Origin of the sequence: Flagellimonas taeanensis (genome assembly GCF_003584105.1) — a bacterium.
Classification (GTDB): domain Bacteria; phylum Bacteroidota; class Bacteroidia; order Flavobacteriales; family Flavobacteriaceae; genus Flagellimonas; species Flagellimonas taeanensis.
The window spans coordinates 115,387-141,310 of sequence record NZ_QXFO01000022.1; the positions used below are offsets into that span (position 1 = coordinate 115,387).

Annotated in this window: 26 protein-coding genes; 13 read left to right on the forward strand and 13 right to left on the reverse strand. The window is 46.3% G+C overall.

Features of this window, described 5'->3' with window-relative positions; translation table 11 throughout:
• Positions 1–205 precede the first annotated feature (205 nt).
• Positions 206–631, reverse strand: coding sequence for a hypothetical protein (locus tag D2V93_RS10845; protein ID WP_119619499.1), 426 nt, complete (start codon positions 629–631; stop codon positions 206–208).
• A 1-nt stretch (position 632) separates the two neighbouring features.
• Positions 633–986: a bleomycin resistance protein gene (locus tag D2V93_RS10850; protein ID WP_072881301.1), complete on the reverse strand. Its 354-nt coding sequence runs from the start codon at positions 984–986 to the stop codon at positions 633–635.
• Between the two features lie 104 nt (positions 987–1,090).
• On the opposite strand from D2V93_RS10850, the gene argS reads away from it, so the two are divergent.
• Entirely contained in the window at positions 1,091–2,869 is a 1,779-nt protein-coding gene (gene argS / locus D2V93_RS10855; RefSeq protein WP_119619500.1) for an arginine--tRNA ligase, read from the forward strand.
• Between the two features lie 39 nt (positions 2,870–2,908).
• Here the strand turns inward: argS and D2V93_RS10860 are convergent, their stop codons facing one another.
• The 3 genes from D2V93_RS10860 to D2V93_RS10870 all read right to left on the reverse strand — a co-directional run bounded on the left by D2V93_RS10860 (position 2,909) and on the right by D2V93_RS10870 (position 6,994).
• Positions 2,909–5,476, reverse strand: coding sequence for a TonB-dependent receptor (locus D2V93_RS10860; protein ID WP_119619501.1), 2,568 nt, complete (start codon positions 5,474–5,476; stop codon positions 2,909–2,911).
• Positions 5,454–6,368 (reverse strand): FecR family protein, encoded by a 915-nt coding sequence (locus D2V93_RS10865; protein ID WP_119619502.1) that lies wholly within the window; start codon positions 6,366–6,368, stop codon positions 5,454–5,456. The genes D2V93_RS10860 and D2V93_RS10865 overlap by 23 nt, the downstream gene beginning before the upstream one ends.
• Positions 6,369–6,496: 128 nt before the next feature.
• A complete protein-coding gene (locus tag D2V93_RS10870; protein ID WP_119619503.1) occupies positions 6,497–6,994 on the reverse strand; it encodes an RNA polymerase sigma factor in 498 nt (165 codons plus the stop codon).
• A gap of 114 nt (positions 6,995–7,108) precedes the next feature.
• Here D2V93_RS10870 and D2V93_RS10875 point away from each other — a divergent pair, with 114 nt between their 5' ends.
• From D2V93_RS10875 to D2V93_RS10890, 4 genes are all read left to right on the forward strand, one after another.
• Positions 7,109–8,848, forward strand: coding sequence for a hypothetical protein (locus D2V93_RS10875; protein ID WP_119619600.1), 1,740 nt, complete (start codon positions 7,109–7,111; stop codon positions 8,846–8,848).
• A 104-nt stretch (positions 8,849–8,952) separates the two neighbouring features.
• Complete coding sequence (gene ffh, locus D2V93_RS10880; protein WP_119619504.1) at positions 8,953–10,284, forward strand: signal recognition particle protein; 1,332 nt, start codon at positions 8,953–8,955, stop codon at positions 10,282–10,284.
• Between the two features lie 54 nt (positions 10,285–10,338).
• Positions 10,339–10,602 (forward strand): four helix bundle protein, encoded by a 264-nt coding sequence (locus tag D2V93_RS10885; protein ID WP_119619505.1) that lies wholly within the window; start codon positions 10,339–10,341, stop codon positions 10,600–10,602.
• A 32-nt stretch (positions 10,603–10,634) separates the two neighbouring features.
• A complete protein-coding gene (locus D2V93_RS10890; protein WP_119619506.1) occupies positions 10,635–11,522 on the forward strand; it encodes a bifunctional 5,10-methylenetetrahydrofolate dehydrogenase/5,10-methenyltetrahydrofolate cyclohydrolase in 888 nt (295 codons plus the stop codon).
• Here the strand turns inward: D2V93_RS10890 and D2V93_RS18665 are convergent.
• Positions 11,519–11,677 (reverse strand): hypothetical protein, encoded by a 159-nt coding sequence (locus D2V93_RS18665; RefSeq protein WP_177190063.1) that lies wholly within the window; start codon positions 11,675–11,677, stop codon positions 11,519–11,521. The two genes, D2V93_RS10890 and D2V93_RS18665, sit on opposite strands and share 4 nt — an antisense overlap.
• 119 nt (positions 11,678–11,796) lie before the next feature.
• Here D2V93_RS18665 and D2V93_RS10895 point away from each other — a divergent pair, with 119 nt between their 5' ends.
• Positions 11,797–12,423, forward strand: a complete 627-nt coding sequence (locus D2V93_RS10895) for a DUF2306 domain-containing protein (protein ID WP_119619507.1) — start codon at positions 11,797–11,799, stop codon at positions 12,421–12,423.
• A 5-nt stretch (positions 12,424–12,428) separates the two neighbouring features.
• Here D2V93_RS10895 and D2V93_RS18670 read toward each other — a convergent pair whose 3' ends face one another.
• Positions 12,429–12,851 carry a VOC family protein gene (locus D2V93_RS18670; protein ID WP_182849985.1) on the reverse strand — a complete coding sequence of 141 codons (423 nt, stop codon included), beginning with the start codon at positions 12,849–12,851 and terminating at the stop codon, positions 12,429–12,431.
• Between the two features lie 32 nt (positions 12,852–12,883).
• A complete protein-coding gene (locus D2V93_RS10905) occupies positions 12,884–13,723 on the reverse strand; it encodes an alpha/beta hydrolase (protein ID WP_119619509.1) in 840 nt (279 codons plus the stop codon).
• A gap of 98 nt (positions 13,724–13,821) precedes the next feature.
• On the opposite strand from D2V93_RS10905, the gene D2V93_RS10910 reads away from it, so the two are divergent.
• Positions 13,822–14,244, forward strand: a complete 423-nt coding sequence (locus D2V93_RS10910; protein ID WP_083569722.1) for a winged helix-turn-helix transcriptional regulator — start codon at positions 13,822–13,824, stop codon at positions 14,242–14,244.
• A 20-nt stretch (positions 14,245–14,264) separates the two neighbouring features.
• Here the strand turns inward: D2V93_RS10910 and D2V93_RS10915 are convergent, their stop codons facing one another.
• Both D2V93_RS10915 and D2V93_RS10920 read right to left on the reverse strand, forming a co-directional pair.
• Complete coding sequence (locus D2V93_RS10915) at positions 14,265–14,813, reverse strand: hypothetical protein (RefSeq protein ID WP_119619510.1); 549 nt, start codon at positions 14,811–14,813, stop codon at positions 14,265–14,267.
• A 5-nt stretch (positions 14,814–14,818) separates the two neighbouring features.
• The gene (locus D2V93_RS10920) at positions 14,819–16,327 is read right to left on the reverse strand and encodes a helicase HerA-like domain-containing protein (protein WP_072881324.1); all 1,509 of its coding nucleotides are present in this window, start codon (positions 16,325–16,327) and stop codon (positions 14,819–14,821) included.
• Between the two features lie 145 nt (positions 16,328–16,472).
• Between D2V93_RS10920 and D2V93_RS10925 the strand changes: the two genes are divergently transcribed.
• From D2V93_RS10925 to D2V93_RS10935, 3 genes are all read left to right on the forward strand, one after another.
• Complete coding sequence (locus D2V93_RS10925; protein WP_119619511.1) at positions 16,473–16,925, forward strand: Rid family detoxifying hydrolase; 453 nt, start codon at positions 16,473–16,475, stop codon at positions 16,923–16,925.
• Positions 16,926–17,023: 98 nt separating this feature from the next.
• Entirely contained in the window at positions 17,024–19,561 is a 2,538-nt protein-coding gene (locus D2V93_RS10930; protein ID WP_119619512.1) for a T9SS type B sorting domain-containing protein, read from the forward strand.
• 47 nt (positions 19,562–19,608) lie between these two features.
• Positions 19,609–20,241, forward strand: a complete 633-nt coding sequence (locus D2V93_RS10935; RefSeq protein WP_119619513.1) for a 7-carboxy-7-deazaguanine synthase QueE — start codon at positions 19,609–19,611, stop codon at positions 20,239–20,241.
• A gap of 9 nt (positions 20,242–20,250) precedes the next feature.
• On the opposite strand, the gene D2V93_RS10940 is transcribed toward D2V93_RS10935, so the two are convergent.
• The gene (locus tag D2V93_RS10940) at positions 20,251–21,078 is read right to left on the reverse strand and encodes a hypothetical protein (protein ID WP_072881332.1); all 828 of its coding nucleotides are present in this window, start codon (positions 21,076–21,078) and stop codon (positions 20,251–20,253) included.
• A 42-nt stretch (positions 21,079–21,120) separates the two neighbouring features.
• Entirely contained in the window at positions 21,121–21,831 is a 711-nt protein-coding gene (locus D2V93_RS10945) for a class I SAM-dependent methyltransferase (RefSeq protein WP_119619514.1), read from the reverse strand.
• Between the two features lie 74 nt (positions 21,832–21,905).
• On the opposite strand from D2V93_RS10945, the gene D2V93_RS10950 reads away from it, so the two are divergent.
• Together D2V93_RS10950 and D2V93_RS10955 are read left to right on the forward strand one after the other, a co-directional pair.
• The gene (locus D2V93_RS10950) at positions 21,906–22,400 is read left to right on the forward strand and encodes a YkgJ family cysteine cluster protein (RefSeq protein WP_072881336.1); all 495 of its coding nucleotides are present in this window, start codon (positions 21,906–21,908) and stop codon (positions 22,398–22,400) included.
• 21 nt (positions 22,401–22,421) lie between these two features.
• The gene (locus tag D2V93_RS10955) at positions 22,422–23,252 is read left to right on the forward strand and encodes a sterol desaturase family protein (protein WP_119619515.1); all 831 of its coding nucleotides are present in this window, start codon (positions 22,422–22,424) and stop codon (positions 23,250–23,252) included.
• A 194-nt stretch (positions 23,253–23,446) separates the two neighbouring features.
• Here the strand turns inward: D2V93_RS10955 and D2V93_RS10960 are convergent, their stop codons facing one another.
• The gene (locus D2V93_RS10960) at positions 23,447–24,673 is read right to left on the reverse strand and encodes an exo-beta-N-acetylmuramidase NamZ family protein (RefSeq protein WP_119619516.1); all 1,227 of its coding nucleotides are present in this window, start codon (positions 24,671–24,673) and stop codon (positions 23,447–23,449) included.
• Positions 24,674–24,676: 3 nt separating this feature from the next.
• Here D2V93_RS10960 and D2V93_RS10965 point away from each other — a divergent pair, with 3 nt between their 5' ends.
• Complete coding sequence (locus D2V93_RS10965; RefSeq protein ID WP_119619517.1) at positions 24,677–25,918, forward strand: ABC transporter permease; 1,242 nt, start codon at positions 24,677–24,679, stop codon at positions 25,916–25,918.
• Positions 25,919–25,924: the final 6 nt, after the last annotated feature.

Here is a 25,924-nt window from a genome sequence, read left to right on the forward strand (position 1 = left end):
ATGGTCAGGTCGAGCATTATGAATTGTTCCCTTGAGGGGACTTTAGGGGTGTGAAAGGAATGGTGATGAACAATTTCCAATAAGCAATGAACAATAGGACAGTGAGTTGTTCGGTTGAGTGTTCCAAACTTGTTTGGTTCGTACTTCTACCTTCGTACTTCGTTTTTTATCTAGACTTCGACTACGCTCAGTCTGACAGCATACTTCAAAGATCGTCTATGGAAGTGGGCAGATTGTCCGCCCGATGGTCCAGCAGTTTTTTGAAAAACTTTTGGACGGCCTTCGTGTCAGACCGCACCTTGATGAAGTGCTTGTCCATATAGATGGAATGGATGGCCAAATCGCCCTTGAAAAGGTTCAATTTGTAGTAGGGGATGATGAGCCCGTAAGTCTCCAGCAGGGAGCGGAACCGCACAATGATGCCCTTGGGCCTGATCTCGATGTTGCAAGTGTTGAGGTTGTTGTCCAAAAGAAGCAGGTTGTTGATCTCCATACTGGCCTGGGTAATGTGGAGTTTTGGGGAACCGATGCCGCCCATGGCAAAACGTTCCTTTAGCGTTAAGGGCTTGCCCACGGCCTCGTCTATTTTTCGGGTGATGTTTTTGTCGGAATAGGAAACGTTTAGGAGCATGTCACAATTTTTGTCCGAACCGCAGTAGGTTGCCATCGCCATCCAAGGCAGAGAATTCACGAAGCCCCCATGGTTTGTCGCCCAACGGCCCATTGGGATGGATGACCCCGGTTTCTTTCAGCTCCGCATAGAGTTCGTCCACATGGTCCACATAGAGATAGCAACTGGTATTCTCTGGAAATATCTTGTTGTCGCATTTCCAGAAATGAAGCTCTACTTTATCGCGACCGATAACGGCATAATGGTCGTCCACCCAACCTATTTTATTGAAACCCATTTTTTCTTGGTAAAAGGCCACTGATTTTCGAATGTCCAATGAGGCCAGAACAGGAGAGGCACGTTGTAAATGTTCCATGCGGGAGTTTTGTATAAAAATACGGTTTCTATCGGGTCAACACTGCTCGGAATTGCCATAAAAGGGCAAAAAATATGTAGTTTTGCGGGCTGAAAGCCTATGAGATGAGTTTACAGAACGATTTGACCCAAAAAGTGATCGAGGCGGTAAAGCAACTGTACCAGATAGACCTGCCCACAGTTGAGTTCCAACCGACCCGAAAGGATTTTGAAGGGGACCTCACGGTGGTGGTGTTTCCCATGTTGCGCTATGTGAAGGGCAATCCGGCCCAAATTGCGACCCAGATCGGGGACTATTTGCAGGAGCATATGGCCGAGGTGACCAAGTGCAATGTGGTTCAGGGTTTTTTGAACATTGTGATCGCGGACAGCTATTACCTCAATTTTTTCAACACCATCAAAGATGAGGTGAATTTTGGGTATGTGAAATCAACGTCCAATGATGCGATCATGGTGGAATATTCCTCGCCCAACACCAACAAACCGTTGCATTTGGGACATATCCGAAACAACCTTTTGGGCTATTCCGTTGCGGAGATTTTGAAGGCTTCGGGCAAGAAGGTGTATAAGACGCAGATCATCAACGATAGGGGCATCCATATCTGTAAGAGCATGCTGGCTTGGCAGAAGTTTGGAGAAGGGGAGACCCCGGAATCCTCTGGCCTGAAGGGCGATCATTTGGTGGGGAAATACTATGTGGCCTTTGACAAGGCCTACAAGGAACAGATTGGGGAACTGATCGCTGCCGGAACAGAGAAGGAAAAGGCCGAACGGGAAGCTCCCATTTTGTTGGAGGCCCAAGAAATGCTTCGCAAATGGGAGTCCGGTGACGAAGCGGTGGTGTCCCTTTGGAAAAAGATGAACGCTTGGGTATATGCAGGTTTTGACATCACTTATAAAAACCTAGGGGTCGATTTTGATAAGCTGTACTACGAAAGCGATACCTATCTGTTGGGTCGCGATGTGGTCAAGGACGGTCTGGAAAAAGGGGTCTTCTTTAAAAAAGAAGACGGCAGTGTATGGATCGATCTTACCGAGGACGGTCTGGATGAAAAAATCGTGCTGCGCTCCGATGGTACTGCGGTCTATATGACGCAAGATATCGGGACGGCCATCCAACGGGTAACGGATTTTCCCGACATCAACGGAATGGTCTATACGGTGGGTAACGAACAGGACTATCACTTCAAGGTGTTGTTCCTCATTTTAAAAAAATTGGGCTACACATGGGCCGAACAGTTGTACCACCTCAGTTATGGCATGGTGGACCTGCCCAGCGGCAAGATGAAAAGTAGAGAGGGAACCGTGGTGGATGCGGACGACCTTATCCAGAGCATGGAGGATACCGCCGAGGCCATTTCCGAGGAATTGGGCAAACTGGACGGTTATTCCGATGCTGAAAAAAAGGAGTTGTACCGTACCATTGGTCTGGGCGCCCTCAAATATTACATTCTAAAAGTGGATCCCAAAAAGCGGATCCTGTTCAATCCGGAGGAATCAGTTGATTTTCAAGGAAATACAGGACCTTTCATCCAATATACCTATGCGCGGATCCAATCCATTCTCCGAAAGGCGGACAATGCTGGGTCGAGCGCAGTCGAGACTTCACTGGTTCTTCATGAAAAGGAAAAAGAGCTGTTGAAGCAGGTGCAACTGTTCCCGGAAACGGTACAGTTGGCGGCGGAAAACTATAGTCCGGCGCTTATTGCCAACTATACCTATGATTTGGTGAAGGAATTCAACTCGTTTTACCAACAGGTGTCCATTTTGGGCGAACCCGACGGGCAGAAGAAACAGCTTAGGGTATTGTTGTCCCAAAAAGTGGGGGAAGTGATCAAATCCGCGTTCCTGCTTTTGGGTATCGATGTGCCGGAGCGGATGTAGGATACATCCCTCTGTCCTTTGACTAATTAGTCAAAAGTTTTAAAAACTCACCCGAAAACTGAAATTAGGGGTAATGCCCAAGGAGAGATTTTCCACGGCCTCGATCTCATCACTTTCATTCACGCGATAGTATTTGTTCAGACTGTTCTTCCGATTGGTCATGTTCAATAAAGAGAGACCGGCATTGGCATTGATGCCCGTGGTCAGTTTGAAGTTATAAATGGCGGAGGCATCCGCCCTGAAGTATTCGGGCAACCTGCTGCTGTTCGGTGCCTTGTAGTTGATGCGTGCCGGGGAGAAATTATTGTCGAGGGCATCGTCGCCGTCCAAGGGTTCCGTAAATGGTTTGCCAGTGCGATAGTTTACCCCAAGGCTCAACTTCAGGTTTTTATAGGTGTAGGCCCCGGCAAATGTGAGCGTATGGCGGATGTCCAGATTGTTGGGGAATTTTTGGGGTACTATGGAGTCAAAGGTATAGTCGTTCTTGTTGAAGGAATAACTCAACCAAGTACTGAGCCGATCACTCTTTTTGTTGATGAGAAATTCGATGCCCTTGACCTGGTAACTGCCTATCTCTCCAGAAAATTGGTATGGATTTTGGAACCCTTGGGTGTTGGTACTGATGCCGTCCACATTTTTGTAGAACCCTTCCACACCCACATAAAAGTTGTTCTTTTCATAATTGATCCCCGCAGAGCCTTGTTTGCTCTTCGTCACGGGAAGTGTGGTGTCATTGGATAGTACCCACCTGCGTTTTTCGACCCCTAGAAAATTTTGTTCCAGATCGACGACCTGATTGGTGGTCTGGCTCTTGAACTCGCCCAAAATCTCAGCTCTCAGGTAGTTGGCCAGTTTGATGTTCAGGTTGACCCTTGGCTCTATCAACGCTTTGGAAAAAGTGTTCAGGTTTTCAATAAAATTGAACCGCGCGCCCACTTTGGCCATGAACCTATTGTCCGATGAGGCATAGTTCAACTGTGAAAAGGGTGCATGGATTCGGATAACCCCTTTGATTTTACTGCGGAACTCCGGCTCGTTGAGCTCTGTAGCGTTGGTAATACCAGTTTCTATATATTGGTAGCCATTGTTCCAATCCAAATGTTCGCTGATCCCATAGTCCGTGCTCAGTTTCAAGGCATTTTCAATGACCTGGTTGTTCTGGAACAGCAGTTGCACCTGGTTTCCAAAAACGTTTTGGGCATCTAGGTTGTAGCGGGAGTAGTAGATGTTCAGATGGGAAGAGAACCTGTCGGACCATTGGCTTTGGAACTGTCCCCCGACCGAAAGATTATCCTGTTTCAATAGGCTAACGGTCCTTTCATTGTCGGTCACATTGCGCTCCACATACTTTAGGTTGTTCTTGATGTTGATCAGGCTCAACCTGACCTTGTGCCTGTCATTGATGTCATAGAGGAGCTTGCCCCCAAAATCATAGAAGAAAAAATCCTCTTCGCGGGTGATTTCATCATCTACGGTATTGTTGTCCCCATCAGTGATCTCGCTGTCCTGAAAGGCACGGTCAAAAAACTGTTTATAGGAGGGGGTGCTCAAGAAATCGGTCATCGAACGCCTTGCTGAAAATTGGACACCCAGTTTTTCGTTGACGGGAACCTCGGCATACATATCGCCGCTGATGAGGTTGAAACCGGCCCCACCCGTCCATGTGCTGGCTATGTGGTCGCTGGTTTCCATGTGGATCACACTGCTGACCCCGTCGCCAAAAGCTGCCGGGGTTCCATTTTTGTATATGGTCACCTTGTCGGTCAGATAGGGGTTGAAGGCGGAGATCAACCCAAAAAAATGCCCGGATTGGTACATTTTGATACCGTTCCAGAGGATAAGGTTCTGGTCGTTGGTGCCGCCCCTCACATTGATGTCGGATACCGTCTCGTCTATACTCTTGATGCCCGGAAGGGCCTGAACAGTTTGCAGTACGTCGGGTTCGATGAGTCCGGGAAGGATACCAAATTCTGAGGTGTTCAGGCTTATGCTCGCATCTTTTTCCTTGATGATGCCCGAGGTAAGGAACTTGTAGACAATCACTTCATCCAGTTCCTCATAGTGTTGGCCCAAAAGAATTATGGGGCATTCGCCTTGGTTCAAGAGCTCTTCCACACTGATGTATTTGGTGAGGTATCCCAAGTATCGGATTTTGAGTGATGCTTTTCTGGGCACCTGTCTCAGGTTGAACACGCCATTGGTATCCGATATTTGGGCAATGTCCGTCCCTAGGATCTCCACAGTGGCCCCGGGGATGGTATTTTCGGCAAAGTTGTCCAGCACAATACCGCATACATCCACCAAAGAACTCTTGGTGAGCGTATAGTAGCGGTCGCTCAGTTTTTCGGCCTTTATCTGGAATTGGGATTGGATGAAACGTAGAATATCTTCCAGTTCCCCAAGATTTTCTGGTGGGTCGATGGATAGACCGTCCATATCTTCGTTGATGTACGAAAACTTAATACCGAAACGGTCTTCCAGACTTTTGATATAGGAAATAAGGTCAATAGGGGATTGCTGCTCTTCCTGCGCATGTGTGGAATGGAACAGGAAAAACAAAAGGGCGATAAAAAGGCCCGAATGCTTATTGAAGAGTGTTCCCAGCATAAAAAAGTACGTTGTCGCCTTCTATTTTGTATTGGATTTGGGACGGGGTACTTATACTTTTTAACGCCATTTCTAGATTTGTGTTGTTGAAAGTGCCGGTAAACAATAGATTGGTGTTTACATTTTGGGTCTTTACCTTGATGTTGAACTGTCTTTCCAATTCGGCAAGGACATATTGCAACGGAATGCGCTCAAAGCTACTTTCGTTGCCCATCCACGCAGGTCGGTTTCCGTTGGGTTTTGTGGAATCGATGATTTTTCCGTCGATGACCACAAAGGAAGTCCCGGCGGGCAATTTAGTCTCTGTGTTGTTGTGGATAACGCTCACGAGACCTTCATAACAGGTCACTTCAAAAAAGCCCTTTCTGTTTTCCACATTGAACTGGGTGCCCAGAACGGTCACGGTCCCATGTTCGGTGGATACGGTGAATTTTTTTCCCTTGGCGACCTTGAAGAAAGCCTCTCCCTTTAGGGAGACATCCCTTTTTTGATCCCATTTCTTTTCGCTGAACGATACTTGGGAACCGGCATTAAGGAAAATTTCCGAGCTATCGGGAAGGATCACTTCGGAACGTTCGGCAAAATCAGTGGTGATGGATTCATCCAAGGTGTTCAAATAAAAATAAGAACCCACTATGAGTACGGCGATAACGGCAGCGACCCGTAGAAATTTCTTGAAAGGGTTCAGGGCAATAACCTTTGGGGCATTCCCGATGCGCTCGTCCTTAATGCGTTGAAGTGCGCCGTCCACATCAAAATCGGGTGCTTCCATGGTGCTGGAAACCTCCAACAATTTAGCATAGGAAGCATACTCGTCGGATTTTTTGAATTCCGCAAGTTCTTCCGCGGACAGTTCGCCGCTCAGCCATTTTGCCAAATAATTTTCTTGCATGGGTCTATGCTTTACCTTATTACAACAACTAACTTATACAATACCCTACTTTTTCAAATTCCAAGTTCAATTTTCCATTTTGTATTTCACAGTCTCGATTCTTTTTTCTCTTGTCTCTTGTCTGATGATTAAATCCCGTCTATATGTTCCCGCAGGCTTTTCAGGGCCAAATGCATCCTTTTTTCAATGGCCTTTACGCTGACACCTTCCATCTCGGCAATTTCCGCATATTTTTTTCCATCTATCCGATTGAGCAGAAAGGTAGTACGTTGGTTTTCCGGAAGGGCATCCAGTGCTTTTTCCAGTTTTTCCTTGTATTGTTTTTCTTCCATCAAAAATTCGGGGGACTCGTTGGACCGGTCATTTCCTTTATCCGCATACTTTATCCGCACCTTTTCCGCTTTGATCACATTCAGGTAAAGATTGTTGGCCACGGTATAGACAAACGATTTTGCCTTTTCGGGACTTACCTTGGCGCAATTTTCCCATAGTTTCACAAAGGCTTCCTGAACGGCATCGTTGGCCTTTTCCTCGTTACCGAACTTATAATAGATATAGTTGAAGACCGTTTTGGAATGTGTCTTGAAAATGGAACTGAATATATGGTCCTCACAAACATTTTCCATAGGGGGAGAATTGTTTTTTGGTTCAAATATATTTGAAAATTATGGAGCCAAAGTAGGGTTTTTTTGGAAAGAGTTGTTCTAAAGTTGAATTATAACCCCAAAGTTCAAATAGTTATGAAAAGTATTGTGAAAAAGATAGTGTATGTTGCCCTGATAGGGATTGTTTCCCTTTTCTCATCTTGTCAGGAAGAGTTTGAAGATGTCAACGACAACGGCGAAGAACAGACCATCCAGGCCAATTCAACGACGGCAAGTTTGATTGAGAAGACCACTACGTTTGATGGCTCTTATGACGATGTTGTGGATGATTCAAGTTGTTTTGCCATAAAATTCCCCTATACCCTAAGCATCAATGGTACTGCCGCCATCACCATTACTTCCATGGAAGACCTTCAGAACATCAAAGTGACTCTGGCAGGGTTGGATAACGGAGTCCTGGAAATCAGTTTTCCGATCACCATCACTCTTTTCAATCATGGCGAAATTGTTGTGGAAAACAAGGAACAGTTGTTGGAACTTGCCAGGGAATGCGTGGAAAGTGGCGTGGAAGACCACATCAAATGTATAGATTTTGTATACCCCATAGCTCTTTTTACCTTCAATATGGACAATCAAATGACTGGCGAGGTAGTTGTGGAAAGTGATCTGCAAATGAGAAGGTTCTTCTCTGAATTGGAGGACGACCAACTGGTCAGCTTCAGTTTTCCCATTACCCTAAAGAAAAGTGATGGAACTGAAATCGTTGTTGAGAACAATGCTGATTTGCACATGGCCCTTAGCACTGCCGGAAATGAATGTGACCGTAATGCCCTCAGCAAGGAAATCCTGGATGCCTTTCTATTGGCCTGTCAATTGGAAGTGAGGGAAGTACTTAGGGACAATGTGAACAGTACAGAACAGTATTTTGAATCCATCATGACCTTTTCCCAAGATGGGACCGTGGTGATCGGCGGAGGAGCAAGTGCACCATTAACGGGCACATGGACCTCTCAAAACACAGACCATGGTGTACAGTTGACATTACAGTTCAATGCCCTGGCAGATTTTTCCATGACCTGGGATGTATATGAGTGGGAGCCTGGTGTCATCAAATTGTATAAAGATGGCGGAAACAGGATCATCCTTAAAAAGAGATGTGATGTGGACCCTGTGGAAGAAATAGACCCTGATACCCTAAGGGCCATTTTGAACGAGTGTGAGTGGATCATCAAAAAGGTGAAGAACAATGGAGAGGAAGTCAGAAGGCTTTTGGGCTATGAGTTCCAGTTCATGGCAGATGGCACCCTAACCTTGAGCAATGGCACAAACGTATCGGAAGGAACTTGGGAAATCGGCCTCAATAGCCAACTCCAATTGTCCGTTATGATCAGTATGAGTAACGAACAAGGGGTCAGTTTTGAATGGCCTCTCAGGGAACTGACCGAGACCCGATTGAAATTTGAAATACCCGGCACTGACCATGAAATGACATTGCTCCGCGTGTGCAACGACAGCGCAGATGATGGCGATGTGGTCGAAATAAGGAATATAGCAATGGACGGGCCATGGAACATTGCACTTTACAAAGAAGGAGAAGTGGACATGACCGCTACTTACGCCGGAATGGACTTTAATTTCAATACGATGTATCAAGTAGAGGTTTCCGTAAATGCCGATCCTACGGCCAATGGGCTTTGGAGGGTACTTCGCGATTCTGAGGATGGATTGAAATTCTATATCAATTTTGATAGTGCCGACGAACTTGGAGATTTAACAGATGATTGGAAGATTGTTTCGGTTTCCTCCACAAGGATAGAGCTTGTGGATGATAGTGATGAAGCCAATCCAGAGACCTTGGTGTTCGAAAAACCATAAAATTTTTCCCCAATTCTTTTTTTAAGAGGACGGCCATCCCCAAAGCCGTCCTTTTTCTTTTTTATTATTCTTAAATTTGTCGCTCCTTTAAAAAACAAGAACTTATGTTCGATAATTTAAGCGAAAAACTGGACAAGGCGTTCCACGTCCTCAAAGGGCATGGACAGATAACCGAGATCAATGTTGCGGAAACCCTGAAGGAAGTACGAAGGGCCCTTTTGGACGCCGACGTCAACTTTAAGATAGCCAAAGATTTTACCAATAAAGTAAAGGAAAAGGCACTGGGACAGAACGTATTGACCACCTTGCAGCCAGGGCAGCTCATGGTAAAGATCGTAAAGGACGAACTTACCGAACTGATGGGAGGCGACGCAGAGGATGTCAACCTTTCAGGAAACCCCTCCGTGATCTTGATGTCAGGTCTGCAAGGATCGGGTAAGACCACCTTTTCCGGGAAACTCGCCAATTACCTCAAAAGCAAGAAAAACAAAAAACCTCTTTTGGTCGCCTGTGACGTGTACCGTCCGGCTGCTATCGACCAATTGCATGTGGTCGGCGAACAAATTGGTGTGGAGGTTTATTCCGATAGGGGGAACAATGATCCCGTGGCCATTGCCAAAGCAGGTGTAGCACAGGCTAAAAGCTTGGGCTGTAATGTGGTAATCATAGATACCGCGGGTCGTTTGGCCGTGGATGAACAGATGATGGCCGAGATTGCCAACATCCACAAAGCCATACAGCCCCAAGAGACCCTTTTCGTGGTGGATTCCATGACAGGTCAGGATGCAGTGAACACGGCAAAAGCCTTTAATGATGTCCTCAATTTTGACGGGGTCATCTTGACCAAACTCGATGGTGATACCCGGGGTGGTGCTGCCATTTCCATCAAATCTGTGGTGGACAAGCCCATCAAGTTCATCGGAACGGGTGAAAAAATGGAGGCCATCGATGTCTTCCACCCCTCCAGGATGGCCGATCGGATTTTGGGAATGGGTGACGTGGTCTCTTTGGTGGAGCGCGCCCAAGAACAGTTCGATGAAGAACAGGCACGTAAGATCCAAAAGAAGATTGCCAAGAACAAGTTCGGTTTTGATGATTTCTTGAGCCAGATACAGCAGATCAAAAAAATGGGGAGCATGAAGGACCTGATGGGGATGATTCCCGGTGCAGGAAAAGCACTGAAAGGTCTTGATATAGACGACGATGCCTTCAAACACATTGAGGCCATCATACATTCCATGACCCCTGATGAGCGTTCCACACCTTCCAAATTGGATGCCAGCCGCAAAAAGCGCATCGCTGCAGGAAGCGGGACATCCGTTCAAGAAGTGAACCAGCTCCTGAAACAGTTCGACCAAATGAGCAAGATGATGAAGATGATGCAAGGAGGTGGAGGCAAAAAAATGATGCAGATGATGAACGGCCTTGGCCGCTAGTATGTAGTGAGCAGTTGCAGTAACCATCAAGAATAAACCAAAATTTGAAAAACCATGTCTTTTAAAAAACTGATGGCCTATGATAAAGGATTTAAACTGGCTATGGAGATTTTTGAAGTATCAAAAAAGTTTCCAAAAGAAGAGACTTATTCGTTGACCGATCAAATAAGGAGGTCTACACGATCGGTTTGTGCAAATATTGCTGAGGCATATAGAAAATCGAGCTCACAATCAAGGGAGTTTGAGGACCAAAGTGAAGAAATAGGGAGACTTATCCAATTTATGATTAATAATCCAGGAAAGTTTGGCGTTCAATAACTGCCAACTGCTACTGCTAACTGTCAACTATAATGGAAATCCTTGACGGAAAAAAAATATCCAACCAAATCAAAGAAGAGATTGCCGTTGAGGTAGCTCAAATGAAAGAAAGAGGGGAGAAGGTTCCCCACTTGGCCGCAGTCCTTGTCGGTAACGATGGGGCCAGCCTCACCTATGTGGGCAGCAAGGTGCGGTCCTGCAAAAAGATCGGTTTCGAATCCACACTGATCCATCTTCCGGAAGATACTACCGAGGAGGCCTTGTTGAAACAGGTAGCAGACTTGAACGCCGATCCAGACATTGATGGGTACATTGTGCAATTGCCATTGCCCAAGCACATCGATGAGGAAAAAGTTTTATTGGCTGTGGATCCCGATAAGGATGTGGATGGCTTCCATCCCACCAATTTTGGGAAGATGGCCCTTGATATGGAATCCTTTATCCCCGCCACACCCTTTGGCATTATGGAACTGTTGCGGAGGTACAATGTGGAAACTGCCGGAAAGCACACTGTGGTAATTGGCAGAAGCCATATCGTGGGGAGGCCCATCAGTATTTTGATGAGCCAAAAAGGAAAGGCGGCCGACTCCACGGTCACCCTTACCCATAGTAGGACCAAGGACCTCAAGGCACTCACCCTTCAGGCCGATATTGTGGTATCCGCATTGGGTGTCCCGAACTTCCTAAAGGAAGATATGGTGAAGGACGGGGTCACCATCATCGATGTGGGCATTACCCGTGTACCCGATGATTCCCATGAAAAAGGATACTACATCACCGGGGATGTCGATTTTGGGAATGTAAGCAAAAAAGCATCCTATATTACCCCTGTTCCGGGTGGTGTGGGCCCCATGACCATTGCCATGCTCCTCAAGAATACCCTATTGGCCAGGGAAAGGCATAAGTCCAAAGAGGTTTAGTTTGCCTTTTCTTTCTGTTCCGTTTTCACAATGGTGGCCTGTTGCTCCTCTTCTGGATTGATACGGTCAAATTCGGTCTCACCCTCATCGTTGGTACAACTGGATATTGCCATGGAAGAAAAAAGCACGGTGATCAAAAGTAGAATTGTTTTCATAAAGGTAACATTTGGGATGACACTGTGGCCTGTTCTGTACATGATAACGAATTCCGTTGCAGAATCTTGTTTTTGTTGTCAAATAATCGATAACTTACCTACCTATAAATCATAACGTTATGGCTGGGTCCGTTAGGAACAAAACAGCTTGGGCCGTATTTGCCATTTTGGCCATAGGGATAGGGCTCTATCCTTTGATGTACTTCTTTTCGGCAGAAGAATTTGGCCTTTTGCAAGGGAAGTCCAAGGAAGTATTGGCAAATGTGCTTTGGAGAATCGGCTTTTACGGACATATTATATTTGGCGGATTGGCCCTTTTGACGGGTTGGTCCCAGTTCAGCAAAAAACTCAGGACCAAAAAAATGGAGATCCATAGGAATTTGGGCAAGCTGTATGTCCTATCCGCTTTGGTAAGCGGTATTTGTGGGGTGTACATTGGGTTTTATGCTACGGGCGGACTTGTATCTTCCTTAGGATTTATCAGTTTGGGAATCGTTTGGTTGTTTACGACCACAAGAGCATACGCTGCCATACGAAAGAAGGATGTTTCCCTTCACCAAGGGATGATGGTCTATAGTTATGCTGCCTGCTTTGCAGCAGTCACCCTTCGTATTTGGCTGCCCTTTTTGACCATTATTCTTGGGGAATTCCTGTTGGCCTATAAAATTGTGGCCTGGCTCTGTTGGGTGCCCAATATCGTATTTGCCCATCTTTGGGTACGGAGAAAGGGACTCACCTTGGTTTGATGGTTTTATTTGGCAAACAATTGCCCAATATCCTTAAAGGCCTTGAATTCCAATGCATTCCCTGCTGGGTCTAAAAAGAACATGGTGGCCTGCTCCCCAACTTCCCCTTTGAACCTGATGTAAGGCTCAATGACAAAGGCAATGCCCTTTGCCTCCAGTTTTTTGGAAAAGGATTGGAACACATCCCAAGGCAGGACCACACCATAGTGCGGCACGGGAACATTTTTTCCATCCACGGGATTGGTGTGGAGTTCCTCTTCGGATTTTGGTTTGTAGTGGATGACGAGTTGGTGCCCAAACAAGTTGAAATCTACCCAATGGTCACTGCTTCGGCCCTCCTCACATTCAAGGATTTCCCTATAAAAAGTCCGGCACTCATCCAGATTGTGCACAGGAATGGCTACGTGAAAAGGAGTTACGTTCTGCATGGAAAATTTTTCTGAAAAGTAGGACAACTTTTTCAGGCTTCCAAAAAAGAGATGATTTGATCGTTCACGTCATCTTGGTGCATGGAGTGCCCCAGACCTTCCGTGCTCACCAAGGAACTGTCCTTCCAATTGGCATTCACCTGAACGGAGGCATGGTAGAGTGTAATGTTGTCCAACTTGTCATGGAAAAGCAGGCCTTTTTTGTCGATGGACCTCGCAAAACTTGAAGTGGAAAATTCATGGATCCTAAAACCGAACCGATCCATTACATAATCATCCAAGTGACTCAACACCCTGTTGTTGAACTTCAAGATTTTCTGGAAATGCGTCATAATCTCATAAAATTCAGAAGGGGAACCAATAGTGACCATTTTTTCCACATGGTCACAAGGATTTTTGTATTGGTTGTACATGATGGTCATACCGCCCACCGAGTGGCCGATAAGGTGCTTTGGGCCATATTTTTTGACCATGTGGTCCACCGCTTCCTCATATAGGGGCACATACAGGTGTTTTCCCGAAGAGTGGCCATGGGATGGGGCATCAAAGCCAATAATGTTGAAATCGGCCTCTTGAAGTTTCTTGATCAGGTTGCGCCAACGGAAGGTATTGCTCTCCCAGCCATGGACCAAGAGAACGGTTTCCTTGTTCCCTGGCCAATGATAGACCTGTAGCTGATGATTTGCCACGTTTTCCACTGTCAACTTTGCTCTTTCCAGGTACTCGGCCTGTTGGGGAAGCACACGTCCTTTCCGTACGGTACAGAACAGATGGAACGCATTGTGGGCCACCTTTTTTGGGGCGATCAAGGAATAGGCATTGTAGTATTGCCCATAGGCCAGCGGCATTATCTTGTTGAGTAGTTTTTTCATTCAGGTTACTTTTTGTAACTTACTCTGTATTTGATACTAAAAATACAGATTCATTTTTGAACAAAAAAGAAGTCACTGTTGCAAAACTAGGTATGGGAATGGAAACTATTATTGATAATCAGAAAGTTAGGACCATAAAAAAATTGGAAAAAATGTTCGGCCACATCGATTACAGAAACCCGCCCGAACTTTGCCCAGTGAGGGATGTGATGTCCGTGGCTTCGGACCAGTGGAGCATTTTGATACTTCTTTGGTTGGGTTATTTTTCCGTACTACGTTTCAATAAGCTCAAGAAATATGTGTATGGCATATCCAACAAGGTGCTGAGCCAACGCCTAAAAGTGCTCGAGGCCGATGGTTATATTGAGCGAAAGGCCTATCCGGAAGTGCCTATTAGGGTCGAGTATAACCTGACCGAATTTGGACGGCTGTATGTGGATAAACTCTTGGACCTGGCCGAATGGATGCATGACAACAGCCCCAAGGTGTTGGCCAATCGCAAGAGATATGGACTGGAATAAAATAGGCTAATTCCAAGGGTTTATTCCCATCCCAACATCAAATATTTGATCTTGGCCTCATCGGGGATCTGCACCGCTTCAATGGTGGAAGTGGTGAACCTGAGTTCCGAGGGTAGTTCCTGCTTATCTATGGTGAAATACAGATTGCTTCCCTTTGGGAAGATCACGATGCTGTTCAACGTGGTCACGATTTTTTTGGACTTGTAATTTTTTTCAATATCCTTGAAAGTACTCTGAAGTCCAATGCCGTTTTCAGAAACATAGCGTGGATCATGGATTCGAATGTTTTCAATGGTCGGGATGCTGTCCGAGCTAGGGGTCAGGGTGAGAAGGTGCTTGCCCCCTTTTTCGAATACCTCTATTTTTTTGTTGGAGTCACCCAATTTGATGGCCGTAGTGTCCTGAACAATGGAATCTTGTGCAAAGACCGATTCCAGTTCACTGACTTTGGTGGTTTGTGACAATGGCCCCACACTGTTTTCGGTGATGAGGAACGAAGTATCTTTTTGGCAGGATTGAATCGATGTCATGCTTAACATCAACACCAGTACTTTTGCAGTTTTTTTCATAAAAATTATCGCATCACTTTTTTTAACACGCCCATCACGCCCCTGATAAAAGTAGCGCTGGTCAAAACTTTGACCACAGGGTTCATCCGGGTACTCCTTCTAGGGGATGAAGACCTGTTGGTGGGTCGTTGCTCTTTTTCTTTTTCGGCCTCTTTTTCGGCCTTTTCAATTTTTTCGTTGAGGATCTCATAGGCGCTTTCGCGGTCTATTTCCTCATTGTATTTTTTGATCAATTTGGATTGGTCCAACACATTTTTGAGCTCATCATCCGTCAAAATGTCCATTCGGCTCATGGGGGCCCGCATTAAGGTCGCGGCCAGTGGGGTAGGCCTGCCCTTTTCGTCCAATACGGAGACCAAGGCTTCCCCTGTTCCGAGGGAGGTGAGCACCTCTGCGGTGTCATAGAACTCGGTAATGGGGTAGTTCTGTGCCGTCAGTTTGATGGCTTTCCGGTCCTTTGCAGTAAAGGCACGGAGCGCATGCTGTACCTTCAACCCCAATTGGGCCAGGACATCATCGGGGACATCGGTTGGGTTCTGGGTCACAAAATAGAGTCCTATTCCTTTGGAACGGATCAATTTTACAATACTTTCAATTTGATCTAAAAGCGCCTTGGACGCATTGTCGAATATGAGATGGGCCTCATCGATGAATAGCACCAGTTCCGGTCTGTCACTGTCCCCTTGTTCGGGGAAGGTGGAGTAAATTTCGGCCAGCAGGCTCAACATGAATGTGGAGAACAATTTGGGACGGTCCTGAATGTCCGTCAATCGGATGATGTTGATGTATCCTCTTCCTTTTTCGTCAATCCGGACCAAGTCATCCACCTCAAAGGACTTTTCCCCAAAGAACAGATCGGCTCCTTGCTGTTCCAGTTCAATGATCTTTCTCAATATGGTGCCTGTGGAACTGGTGGAAATACGCCCATAGGACGATTGGAACTCGTCCTTTCCCTCTTCGGTCGCATATTGCAGCACTTTTTTGAAGTCCTTCAGGTCCAGTAACGGTAGTTTATGGTCATCACAATATTTGAACACCACGGCGACAATGCCTTCCTGGGTTTCCGAAAGGTCGAGGATCCTGGACAACAGCACGGGGCCAAATTCTGAAACCGTGGCTCTTAAGCGGACGCCTCCTTGCTCTGAGAGGGACAAAATCTCCACAGGAAAACTTTTGGGTTCAAAAGGAATCCCGATTTTTTGGTGGCGCTCATCAATTTTAGGATGTCCCGGACCGGGTTGGGCGATACCGCTCAGGTCTCCTTTGAGATCCATCAGCAACACGGGAATGCCCTTGTCCGATAGATTTTCGGCCAACACCTGAAGGGTCTTGGTCTTTCCCGTACCCGTGGCCCCGGCAATGAGGCCATGTCGGTTAAGGGTCTTTAAGGGAACCTTGATCAAGGCATTGGTGATGGCCTCGCCATCCAGCATGCCAGCACCAAGGGTAATGTAATCCCCCTTCATGGCATAGCCCTGTTCTATCTCTGCAAAGAATTTTTCTTTGTTGCCCATGCTGTTCAATTTCCGATAAAAATAGGGTAATTTTAAGCAAAACTGAAACCAGAATTATGAAATGCGCCATGACAATTCTTGATACCCACCGATATGTTCTGGCGAATTGCATCTAACCGATTAAAAAACAGTAAAATTTGAACAGATGAAACCTTTTCAATATACCCTATTGGCCATTTTGATCAGTGGAATCATGGCGACGAGCCATGCCCAGGAAAACACTGAGCTCATTTTTCATCAATCGCACGAACCCAAAAAACAGGACGCTCCCTTCAGCGATGTGGTACAAGCCGGAAACCTGTTCTTTTTGGCAGGACAGATTGGGATGGACCATTCCACGCGCACAGTGGTCCAAGGCGGGATACAGGCCGAAACGGAACAGGCCATTAAAAACATTGAGGCGGTATTGGCCCAGCATGGATTGGGATTGGGGAATGTGGTAAAGTGTACGGTGATCTTGGGCAGCATGGATGATTTTGCGGCTTTCAATGAAGTATACGTCAAATATTTTACGAACAAACCCGCAAGGACCACCTTTGCCGCAAGTGGATTGGCAAGAAATGCCAAAGTTGAGATTGATGTTGCTGCAGTAAAGTGACCCTCAGGGGGCGCATGGTCGAAGATATGGAACAATTGACTGGTAAAATTGGAACCTTTGTCTTACTTTGTGATTTTCATAGCAGAAGGTAAAGGTCCATGCAGAAAAAAAGTTTTTTTAATGCCAACCGTATCCGAAAAACTGGGTTCTTCGGCATTATTGCTTTCCTGTTCCCATTGCTTTCTATTGTTCAGGCCCAGAACAATGTTGCCCCGGTAGTAACTGCGAACGGGGATCAGGTCTATTGCCCGGAGACTTCTATCCCAATAGCCACTTCCTTCAATATTGTTGACCCAGACGACACGGAGATCGATGCATTTTACATTCAAATTTCCACAGGCTATGAAAGAGGGTACGATCAATTGCAGCTGACAAACAACCATCCCTTGGTCACTATGGCATGGGATGCCCAAGAAGGAAAATTGACCCTAAGGGGGCCTTCTGGCGGTGCAGTTTCCTATTCCGATCTGATCGCGGCCGTACAGGATGTGGTTTTTGTAAGCACTTCCGAAGCACCTGTAGAAGAAAAATATTTTTCGTTTACCATTGGGAGTGCCAATTACTTGCCAGAAACAGGACATTACTATGAGTATGTTCCTGCACTTGGTATACGATGGGACGATGCGAAGGTCGCTGCAGGGAACAGGACCTTTTTTGGCCTACAGGGATATTTGGCTACCTTAACTTCGGATGCTGAAGCCCAGCTTGCGGGCGAACAAGCTGCGGGAACAGGGTGGATAGGAGGTTCTGATGAGCAGACAGAAGGTGTCTGGAGGTGGATGACAGGCCCTGAGGAAGGGCAGATTTTTTGGAACGGGGACTATAGTGGCAGCAGCCCCAACTTTGCTTTTTGGAACACCATGGAACCCAATAACCTGGGTGATGAGGATTATGCCCATATCACAGCACCGGGGATTGGGATAACGGGCTCTTGGAACGATTTGCCCATAGCGGGGGACACCATGGGGGATTATCAGCCCAAGGGCTATATTGTGGAATATGGGGGCCTTCCAGGAGACCCTGTTCTGACACTCTCGGCCAGTACCAGAATAAGCACGCCCAAAGTATTGGAAGTTATCCCCAATACAATTTGCGGACCGGGAGAGGTAACTTTGCAAGCCGAAGCGAGCATGGGTGATATTCTATGGTTTGCTGCAGAAGATGGTGGGGCTCCTTTGGGCATGGGGACCACGTTCCAGACCCCTTGGCTGACCCAAAGCACCACTTTTTATGCCTTGGCTTCCTACAATGGATGCCTGACAGGGGAAAGGGTGGCCGTGGAAGCAGTTGTAAAGCAAAGACCGTCCATCAATGATGGCTTTACGATCACCAATTGTGATTCCGACGGAGCGCTCGATGGTTTCATGGATTTTGACCTTACCCAATATCTATATCTCATTGGACCAGATCATGTCAATTTGGACATCACATTCCATCTGTCCGAAAGTGATGCCGAAAACAATGTGAACCCACAGATAGCTACGCTTTTCAACAATAACATTGCCAATGAGCTCTATTTTAGGGCCGAAGGTTCGGGGGAGTATTGCCATTCGGTGGGCAGGTTGTTTTTGGATGTGACAACGACCTCACTGCCCCAGGACTATCAGTTTGAACTGGAATCCTGTGATCAGGGTGTCTCGGACGGTATAACTTCATTTGATTTGGAGGAAGCGGCCGCAGCCATTCTTTCGCAGTTTCCCAATGGTCAAGATTTATCCATTTCCTTTTACCAAAATGAAGATGATGCCTATTTGAATCGAAACAAGATCAGCGCAACCAATATCCATTCCAACACAACACCGTATTCCGAACTTGTGTATGTGCGGGTCGAGGATGAACAGTCGGGTACCTGTTATGGGGTCGGGCAGCATTTGTTGTTGACGGTCCATCCAATCCCGTCCTTTCAGATGGAACAAAACCACATATTCTGTACAGGAGGAAGTGTAACGGTGCAACCCTTCGGCGCGGATGGGGATTATGAATACGAATGGTATGATGCCAATGGTCAACCCATGGGAAATGCCAATTTCAATACCATTTCGCAACAGGGTTCCTATAGTATAGTGGCCATCTCGGAGTATGGATGTGCATCGGAACCTATGTCATTTGAGGTCCATGAATCGGGGCCTCCCAACTTATCGCCCCAATATGTGAGTGTCGAGGATGATGGGGAAACCGGTACCATAACCATTTTGCACCAAAATGGACAATTGGGCCTGGGAACTTATGTGTTTTCATTGGATGGTCCGTTTGGGGATATGCAGTCAGAAGGTGTTTTCGCCGATTTGGAACCTGGACTTTATACCCTCTATGCCACGGATGTGAATGGTTGTGGGTCCGATATGATCAAGGTTGGGGTCACGGGCGTTCCAAAATTCTTTACCCCAAATAATGATAATGTCAATGATCAATTGAAGGTTTTGGGGGTCACGGAGGAATTTTATCAGAGCGGTGCATTTTACATTTATGACCGTTATGGAAAATTGCTTGCCCAAAGAGATCCAATGGTTGAGAGCTGGAACGGGTTTTATGACGGAAAACCCTTGCCGCCTTCCGATTATTGGTATGTCATGGAACTGGTGGATGTCGATGGAGCACTACATCGGAAGCAAGGACATTTCACCTTGAAGCAATAATGGACAAGTTGCACCATTTTGCAATTTCTTAGCATTATCTTTGCACCATGGTAGAAGAAAACGTGATGGATTTGGTGGACAAGGGGCTGATGCTTCCCTTGATGGAAGAATTTTATACCATTCAAGGGGAAGGGTTCCATAAAGGGACGGCCGCCTATTTTATTCGTGTTGGAGGTTGCGATGTGGGCTGCCATTGGTGTGATGTGAAGGAAAGCTGGAATGCGGAAACACATCCACCGACCTCCATTGACAGTATCATTGCCAATGCAAAAAAATACTCCGATACCATTGTCATAACAGGTGGTGAACCCTTGACCTGGGATATGGGACCATTGACCCATGGCCTCAATAAAGAAGGGATGAAGACCCATATTGAGACTTCTGGCGCCTATCCGTTGACCGGGGTTTGGGATTGGATCTGTCTTTCTCCCAAAAAGAACAAATTGCCTATAGGGGATATCGCCAAAAAAGCGGATGAGCTCAAAGTAATCGTGTACAACAAGCACGATTTCATATTCGCGGAGGAACAGGCGGCCCAAGTGGAGGACAACTGTATTCTCTATCTACAACCGGAATGGAGTGTTCGTGATAAGATGGTTCCCTTGATCGTGGACTACGTCATGAAAAATCCCAAGTGGAAGATTTCCCTACAGACCCACAAGTATCTGAACATTCCTTGATTTTAAGACTTAACGCCCCCCATTGTTCTGAAGGTCCAGCAGGCATTCGGCATCCAATTGGGGCACCGAGGCCAAACCTTTAGAAATGTTGCTTTGCATGGATTTCACCATGGGGCCTCCAAACTGGAGCTCGGCACGCATCAAACAACCGTCCACATTGCAGTGGTTGTTGCCTGTTTCTACATCATTTTCACCAATTTCTGTGTCCTCATGCTCGGGGTGGACAGGGTCGGTACCTAGATTGACTAGGCCCAATAAGTGCCCAAATTCATGGTTGAGAGTGGCCGCTTCCAAATCGGCAACGGAAATGGACAAACTTCTACTGGCCAAATCCCTTACGGTGGATTCATAGATGATCATGGATGTATTTCGATATACCGCACCCAAGGTGACCAAGTCCTCGCTTTCATCATCTGAATCGGAAGGGGCATCGGCAAAATAAATATAAATGGCTAAAGTGCTTCCATCGTTATAAGCCGTCCTATTATCCCTTTCCAGTTCCGCTACCTCATTGAGGGTAAGGGTCTCCTCACCAGGCGAAGAGAGCGGGCTGTATTTGAATTCTACATCTTCTTTAAAAGTCCTGGCCCGAATGAATTCTTCAAGGGTGTCAATGGCATCTACCGTAGGTTGAAAACCGGAGACATAACCTATTTCTATAAGGAGTTTGTCAAACGAACCATTGGATAGGATATCATTGGCGGAAGCCCCAGTTGCCAATAAATTGGCAGACCTGTTGGGGGTCGGGTTGGAGTCTGGATCATTCCCGGAATCCTTGGAACAGCCCAAAAAGAGCATCAAAGAAAGAACGGAATAAAGGGCAATTTTCTTTTTCATGATCTTGAATATAAGATAAAAAACGTTCCATAAAGGAAACTATTATGGTTCCATGGTAAGTTTGGCCAAGTAATCATAATGTTCGCCCTCCATGACGAGCTCACAATGGATATGGTTTGCCAAACATGCATTTTGCAAGGTATTGAAATCCACATAGACCCAGTCAAAAGGCTCACTTTTCAATCCCTTGTATTCCATGGTAAAGTTGACTTCGCCATAATACCCACCATTGTCAGGAATCCAGTACCCACCATCTTCATCTTGATCGAACATATAGATGATGTCGCTACTGTCCAACAATATCTGTCCATTGGGCCGCAATAATGAGGCCAAATGCCGCAAAAAAACATCCAATCGATCCAAAGTGCCAGCCAATCCAATCCCGTTCATCAGCAAAAGGATGGTGTCGAACGTATCGTTGCTATACTCCAAGATGGGGCTTTTCACCGTGTTGGCTATGCCACGTTCCTTGCACACCGAGATGCATCCCTCCGAGCTGTCCAGAGCGGTAACATCCAGACCTTTTTGCTGAAGGTACAGGGAGTGGCTCCCGGCCCCGCAACCAATATCCAGTACTTTACCATGGGCCATTTGAAGGGCCATTTGCTCCATTTTTGGCATTTCGTCAAAATCGCGGAACAGATAGGGTATGGGGATGACATCCTCTTCATCCAAAGAGGAATAGGTTTTTATGTCCTCGGTGTACTTGCCGTGTTGAAAGTCCATCAACGCCTTGCCAAAAACATCTGCCATGGGTCGGAAAAGTTTCTGCAAAGGTCTGACTTTAATTGTTTGGAAAGGTTTAAAATGGATAAGTTTGTGGTGTTATGGACGAATTTTTGGAAGAATTGCCCCAAAGAGCCAGGGAAAAGCATGCAGAGAACAAGAAGTTTTTTGCGAAGCTGAAAAAAAAGCCGCCCAAGGACCTTGACTACGTAATGCAGGAACTGCATGAAGAAGAGTTTAGGCGCACGGACTGCCTTGCCTGTGCCAATTGCTGCAAAACAACAGGGCCTTTGTTCACCAATGCCGATATTGAACGCATTGCGAAGCACTTTCGGATGAAACCTTCCCAGTTCATAGATCGGTATTTGAGGATCGACGAAGAGAACGACCATGTGCTCCAAGAGGTTCCCTGCACTTTCTTGGGGGCGGACAATTACTGCTCCATTTATGAGGTAAGGCCAAAGGCCTGTCGCGAATTTCCACACACCGACCGCAAAAAGTTCCAGCAGATCAGTAATCTCACCCTGAAGAACGTTGCCATATGCCCTGCAGCTTTTAACATTGTAGAAGCGATGAAAAAAAGCATAAAAATTTGACGATTTTTTATATTTGGGGATATGGAGCAGATCATATCCTATTTTGAGACCATCCCATCCTTGCACCGAAGCTTGATCTTGGTAGGGGGGATTACTTTTTTTTGGGTTTTGGAAGGAATCGTACCCTTGTTCAATGTACCCTATAAAAAATGGAGACATTCCGTTCCCAATTTCTTTTTTACATTGACCACGATCATCGTAAACTTTCCGTTGGCGTTTCTGTTGCTGAAGTCCTCGGATTGGGCGGTGGAAAACCAGTTTGGGATCATCAACTGGTTGCCAGAAATGCCCTTGTGGCTCTATGTAGTCTTGGGGGTCATGCTCTTGGACCTGATAGGCGCCTACGCCGCACATTGGGTGGAGCATAAGGTAAAGCCGCTTTGGATGGTCCACTTGGTGCACCACTCCGACCATAATGTGGACACGACCACGGCCAACAGGCACCATCCGCTGGAAAGCCTGATCCGATATACTTTTACCTTGGTAGGGGTTTTGATCGTGGGTGCGCCCATTGGCATCATCATGCTCTACCAGAGTCTTTCCGTGGTGTTTTCGCAGTTCAACCATGCCAATATCCGTTTGCCCAAAAAGGTGGACAATGCCATCAGTTGGTTTGTGGTAAGTCCCGACATGCACAAAGTGCACCACCATTATCAGTTGCCCTACACCGATTCCAATTATGGCAATATTTTCTCCATCTGGGACCGACTTTTTGGTACCTACATGACCTTGGACGTGAAGGACATTGTCTATGGAGTGGATACGTTTCCGGATGAAAAAGAGAACAGCAGCATCAAAGGACTTTTAAAACAGCCATTTCATAAATACCGAAGGCCGACTACTAAAGGGTAAGTGGTCATTTCGAAAAGAGATGCTTTCCATCTATTGAAAAACCTTTACTTCATAAAATATCTCGACTGCCCCTTCGACTTACTTCGACTACGCTCAGCAACCAACGCTCAGGGTGACAACTCAGGATGACAGTTTGATGTGACGAATGCAATCAATATTCGAGAAAATTCGAGCAATTCGTGTCAAGGGTTATATCAATCATAAATTAAATACTTAGCCCTAATTTTTTTGAATTTTTCCAGATCATCTTGCCAAGTGGCCTTGATCTCTGCATTCGTCATCCCTTGTTCAATCTGTTTTTGCAATAGGGGAGTACCAGCATGTTTGGTGAATCCATCCGTTAAAAAGAATTTAGATTTATCCGTAGTGTTTTGGTAGGCATCAATGACCCATTCCATGGTCACTTCGTTCATTCGTGGTGTTTGGGAAAGATCCTTGCCATAACAGGTCTTGCCTTCCTCTTTCGGGGTTTTGGAACCGAAGTTGGGTTCCGGCACATATTTGAAATCATACTGGGTGCTGTCCATAAAGGAAGCCCCATACCGCTGGAACTGAAATTCGGTGCCGCGTCCCGCATTCACATTGGTACCTTCAAAAAGTCCCAAACTGGGATAAAGGGTAATGGAAACATCGTTGGGCAGGTTGGGCGAAGGCCGGATGGGCAAATGGTACTCGGAAGCATGGGTGTAGTTTTCCAATTCCACAACGGTGAGATCGGCCTTTAGGCCGTTTTCCAACCATCCTTCCCCATTGAGCATCTGGGCATATTCACCCATGGTCATTCCATACACCAACGGTATCGGGTTTAGGCCAAGATAGCCTGCGTGTTCTTTCATCATGGTGGGGCCATCCACGTAATGTCCGTTCGGGTTGGGCCGGTCCAGCACAATAATGGGGGTTCCGTTTTCCGCACACGCTTCCATCACCAATTGCAACGTGGCAATGTAGGTATAGAACCGAACGCCCACATCCTGGATATCGAAAACCACCACATCCAATTCTTCCAATTGTGCTTTGGAGGGCTTTCGGTTTTTTCCGTACAACGAAACAATGGGAAGACCTGTTTGTGAATCCACACCATCCTTTACATGCTCCCCAGCATCGGCCGTGCCCCGAAAACCATGTTCGGGCGCAAATACCTGTTTTACCTCCACATTATGGGAAAGTAGGGAATCCACCAAGTGGGTATGACCATTTCCATGGAACACAACGCTAGTGGGATTGGCCACGACGCCCACTCGTTTTCCTTGCAACAAGGGAAGGTAGGCCTCGGTCCGGTTGGCGGCCACGATGATTTCCGGTGCCGGTTCCATAATGGGTTCGGTTGTGGCAATAGGATCCTGTTTTTGTTGGCCCTTGCACGCGCAAAGGATCAAAAACAATAATAAAACTGTACTTTTGACTTTAGATAAAATGGGCATTCGTTGAATTTAGAATTGTTTATTGCCAAGCGCCTGATCACAGGGAAGGAACATAAAATTAGTATTTCCGCCCCTATTATAAAAATCGCGATCGCTGCGATTGCCATTGGCGTGGTCATGATGCTAATTGCCATTGCCACCGGCGTGGGGCTAAAACATAAGGTCAGGGAGAAAATCGCGGCCTTCAACGGGCACATCCAAGTTTCCAACTACGACAATAACAGTTCCGAGGTTTCGGTCTCCCCCATATCCATCCATCAGGATTTTTATCCCCGATTCAAGGATGTGGAAGGGGTGCGGCACGTCCAAGCGGTGGCCACCAAAGGTGGGATCATCCGTACCGAGGATACATTCGAAGGGATGTTGGCCAAGGGAGTGGGCACCGATTATGACTGGACAGCTTTCAAGGACTTTCTTGTGGAGGGCAGATTGCCCGACTACTCCGGAAAACTCAACGATGAGGTGCTGGTCTCCAGAAGAATGGCCAATAGGTTGCAATTGGGAGTGGGGGATACCTTCTTTTCCTTTTTTCTAAAAGATGATGATGCTTCGCAAATACCCAATAACCGACGCTTCAAGATCGTTGGGATCTACGACAGTGGTTTTGAGGAGTTTGATGCCACCTATGTCTTTGTGGATATCCGCCACATCCAGCGCATGAACAAGTGGGAGGACAATCAAATCGGCAATTTTGAGGTCTTTTTGGACGATTTTGACCAGTTGGAAGAAAAGAGCAATGAGATCTATGGCAAAACCATTTCCAGCCTTGACACTCAGAACATCCAAACAAAATACTATCGAATTTTTGAATGGTTGGGCCTTTTCGACTTCAATATCGCCCTGATCATCGGGATAATGGTCATCGTGGGGGGCATCAACATGATTACGGCCCTTTTGGTCTTGATCTTGGAACGCACCCAGATGATAGGCATTCTAAAGGCGTTGGGATCTGCCAACTGGAGCATCAGAAAGGTGTTTTTGTACAATGCGGCCTATTTGATCGCCATCGGACTTTTCTGGGGCAATGCCATAGGACTGGGTTTCATTTTCCTTCAGGACAGGTATCGTATGTTCAAGTTTCCCAATCCTGAGGAATATTACATCGAATATATCCCGATAAGCATTGACCTGGCCACCATTTTGCTATTGAATGTAGGGGTGATGCTCCTTTGTCTATTGATGCTCTTGGTACCATCCTATATCATCACCAAGATCACTCCGGTGAAGGCCATACAATTTGAGTAGTATTTG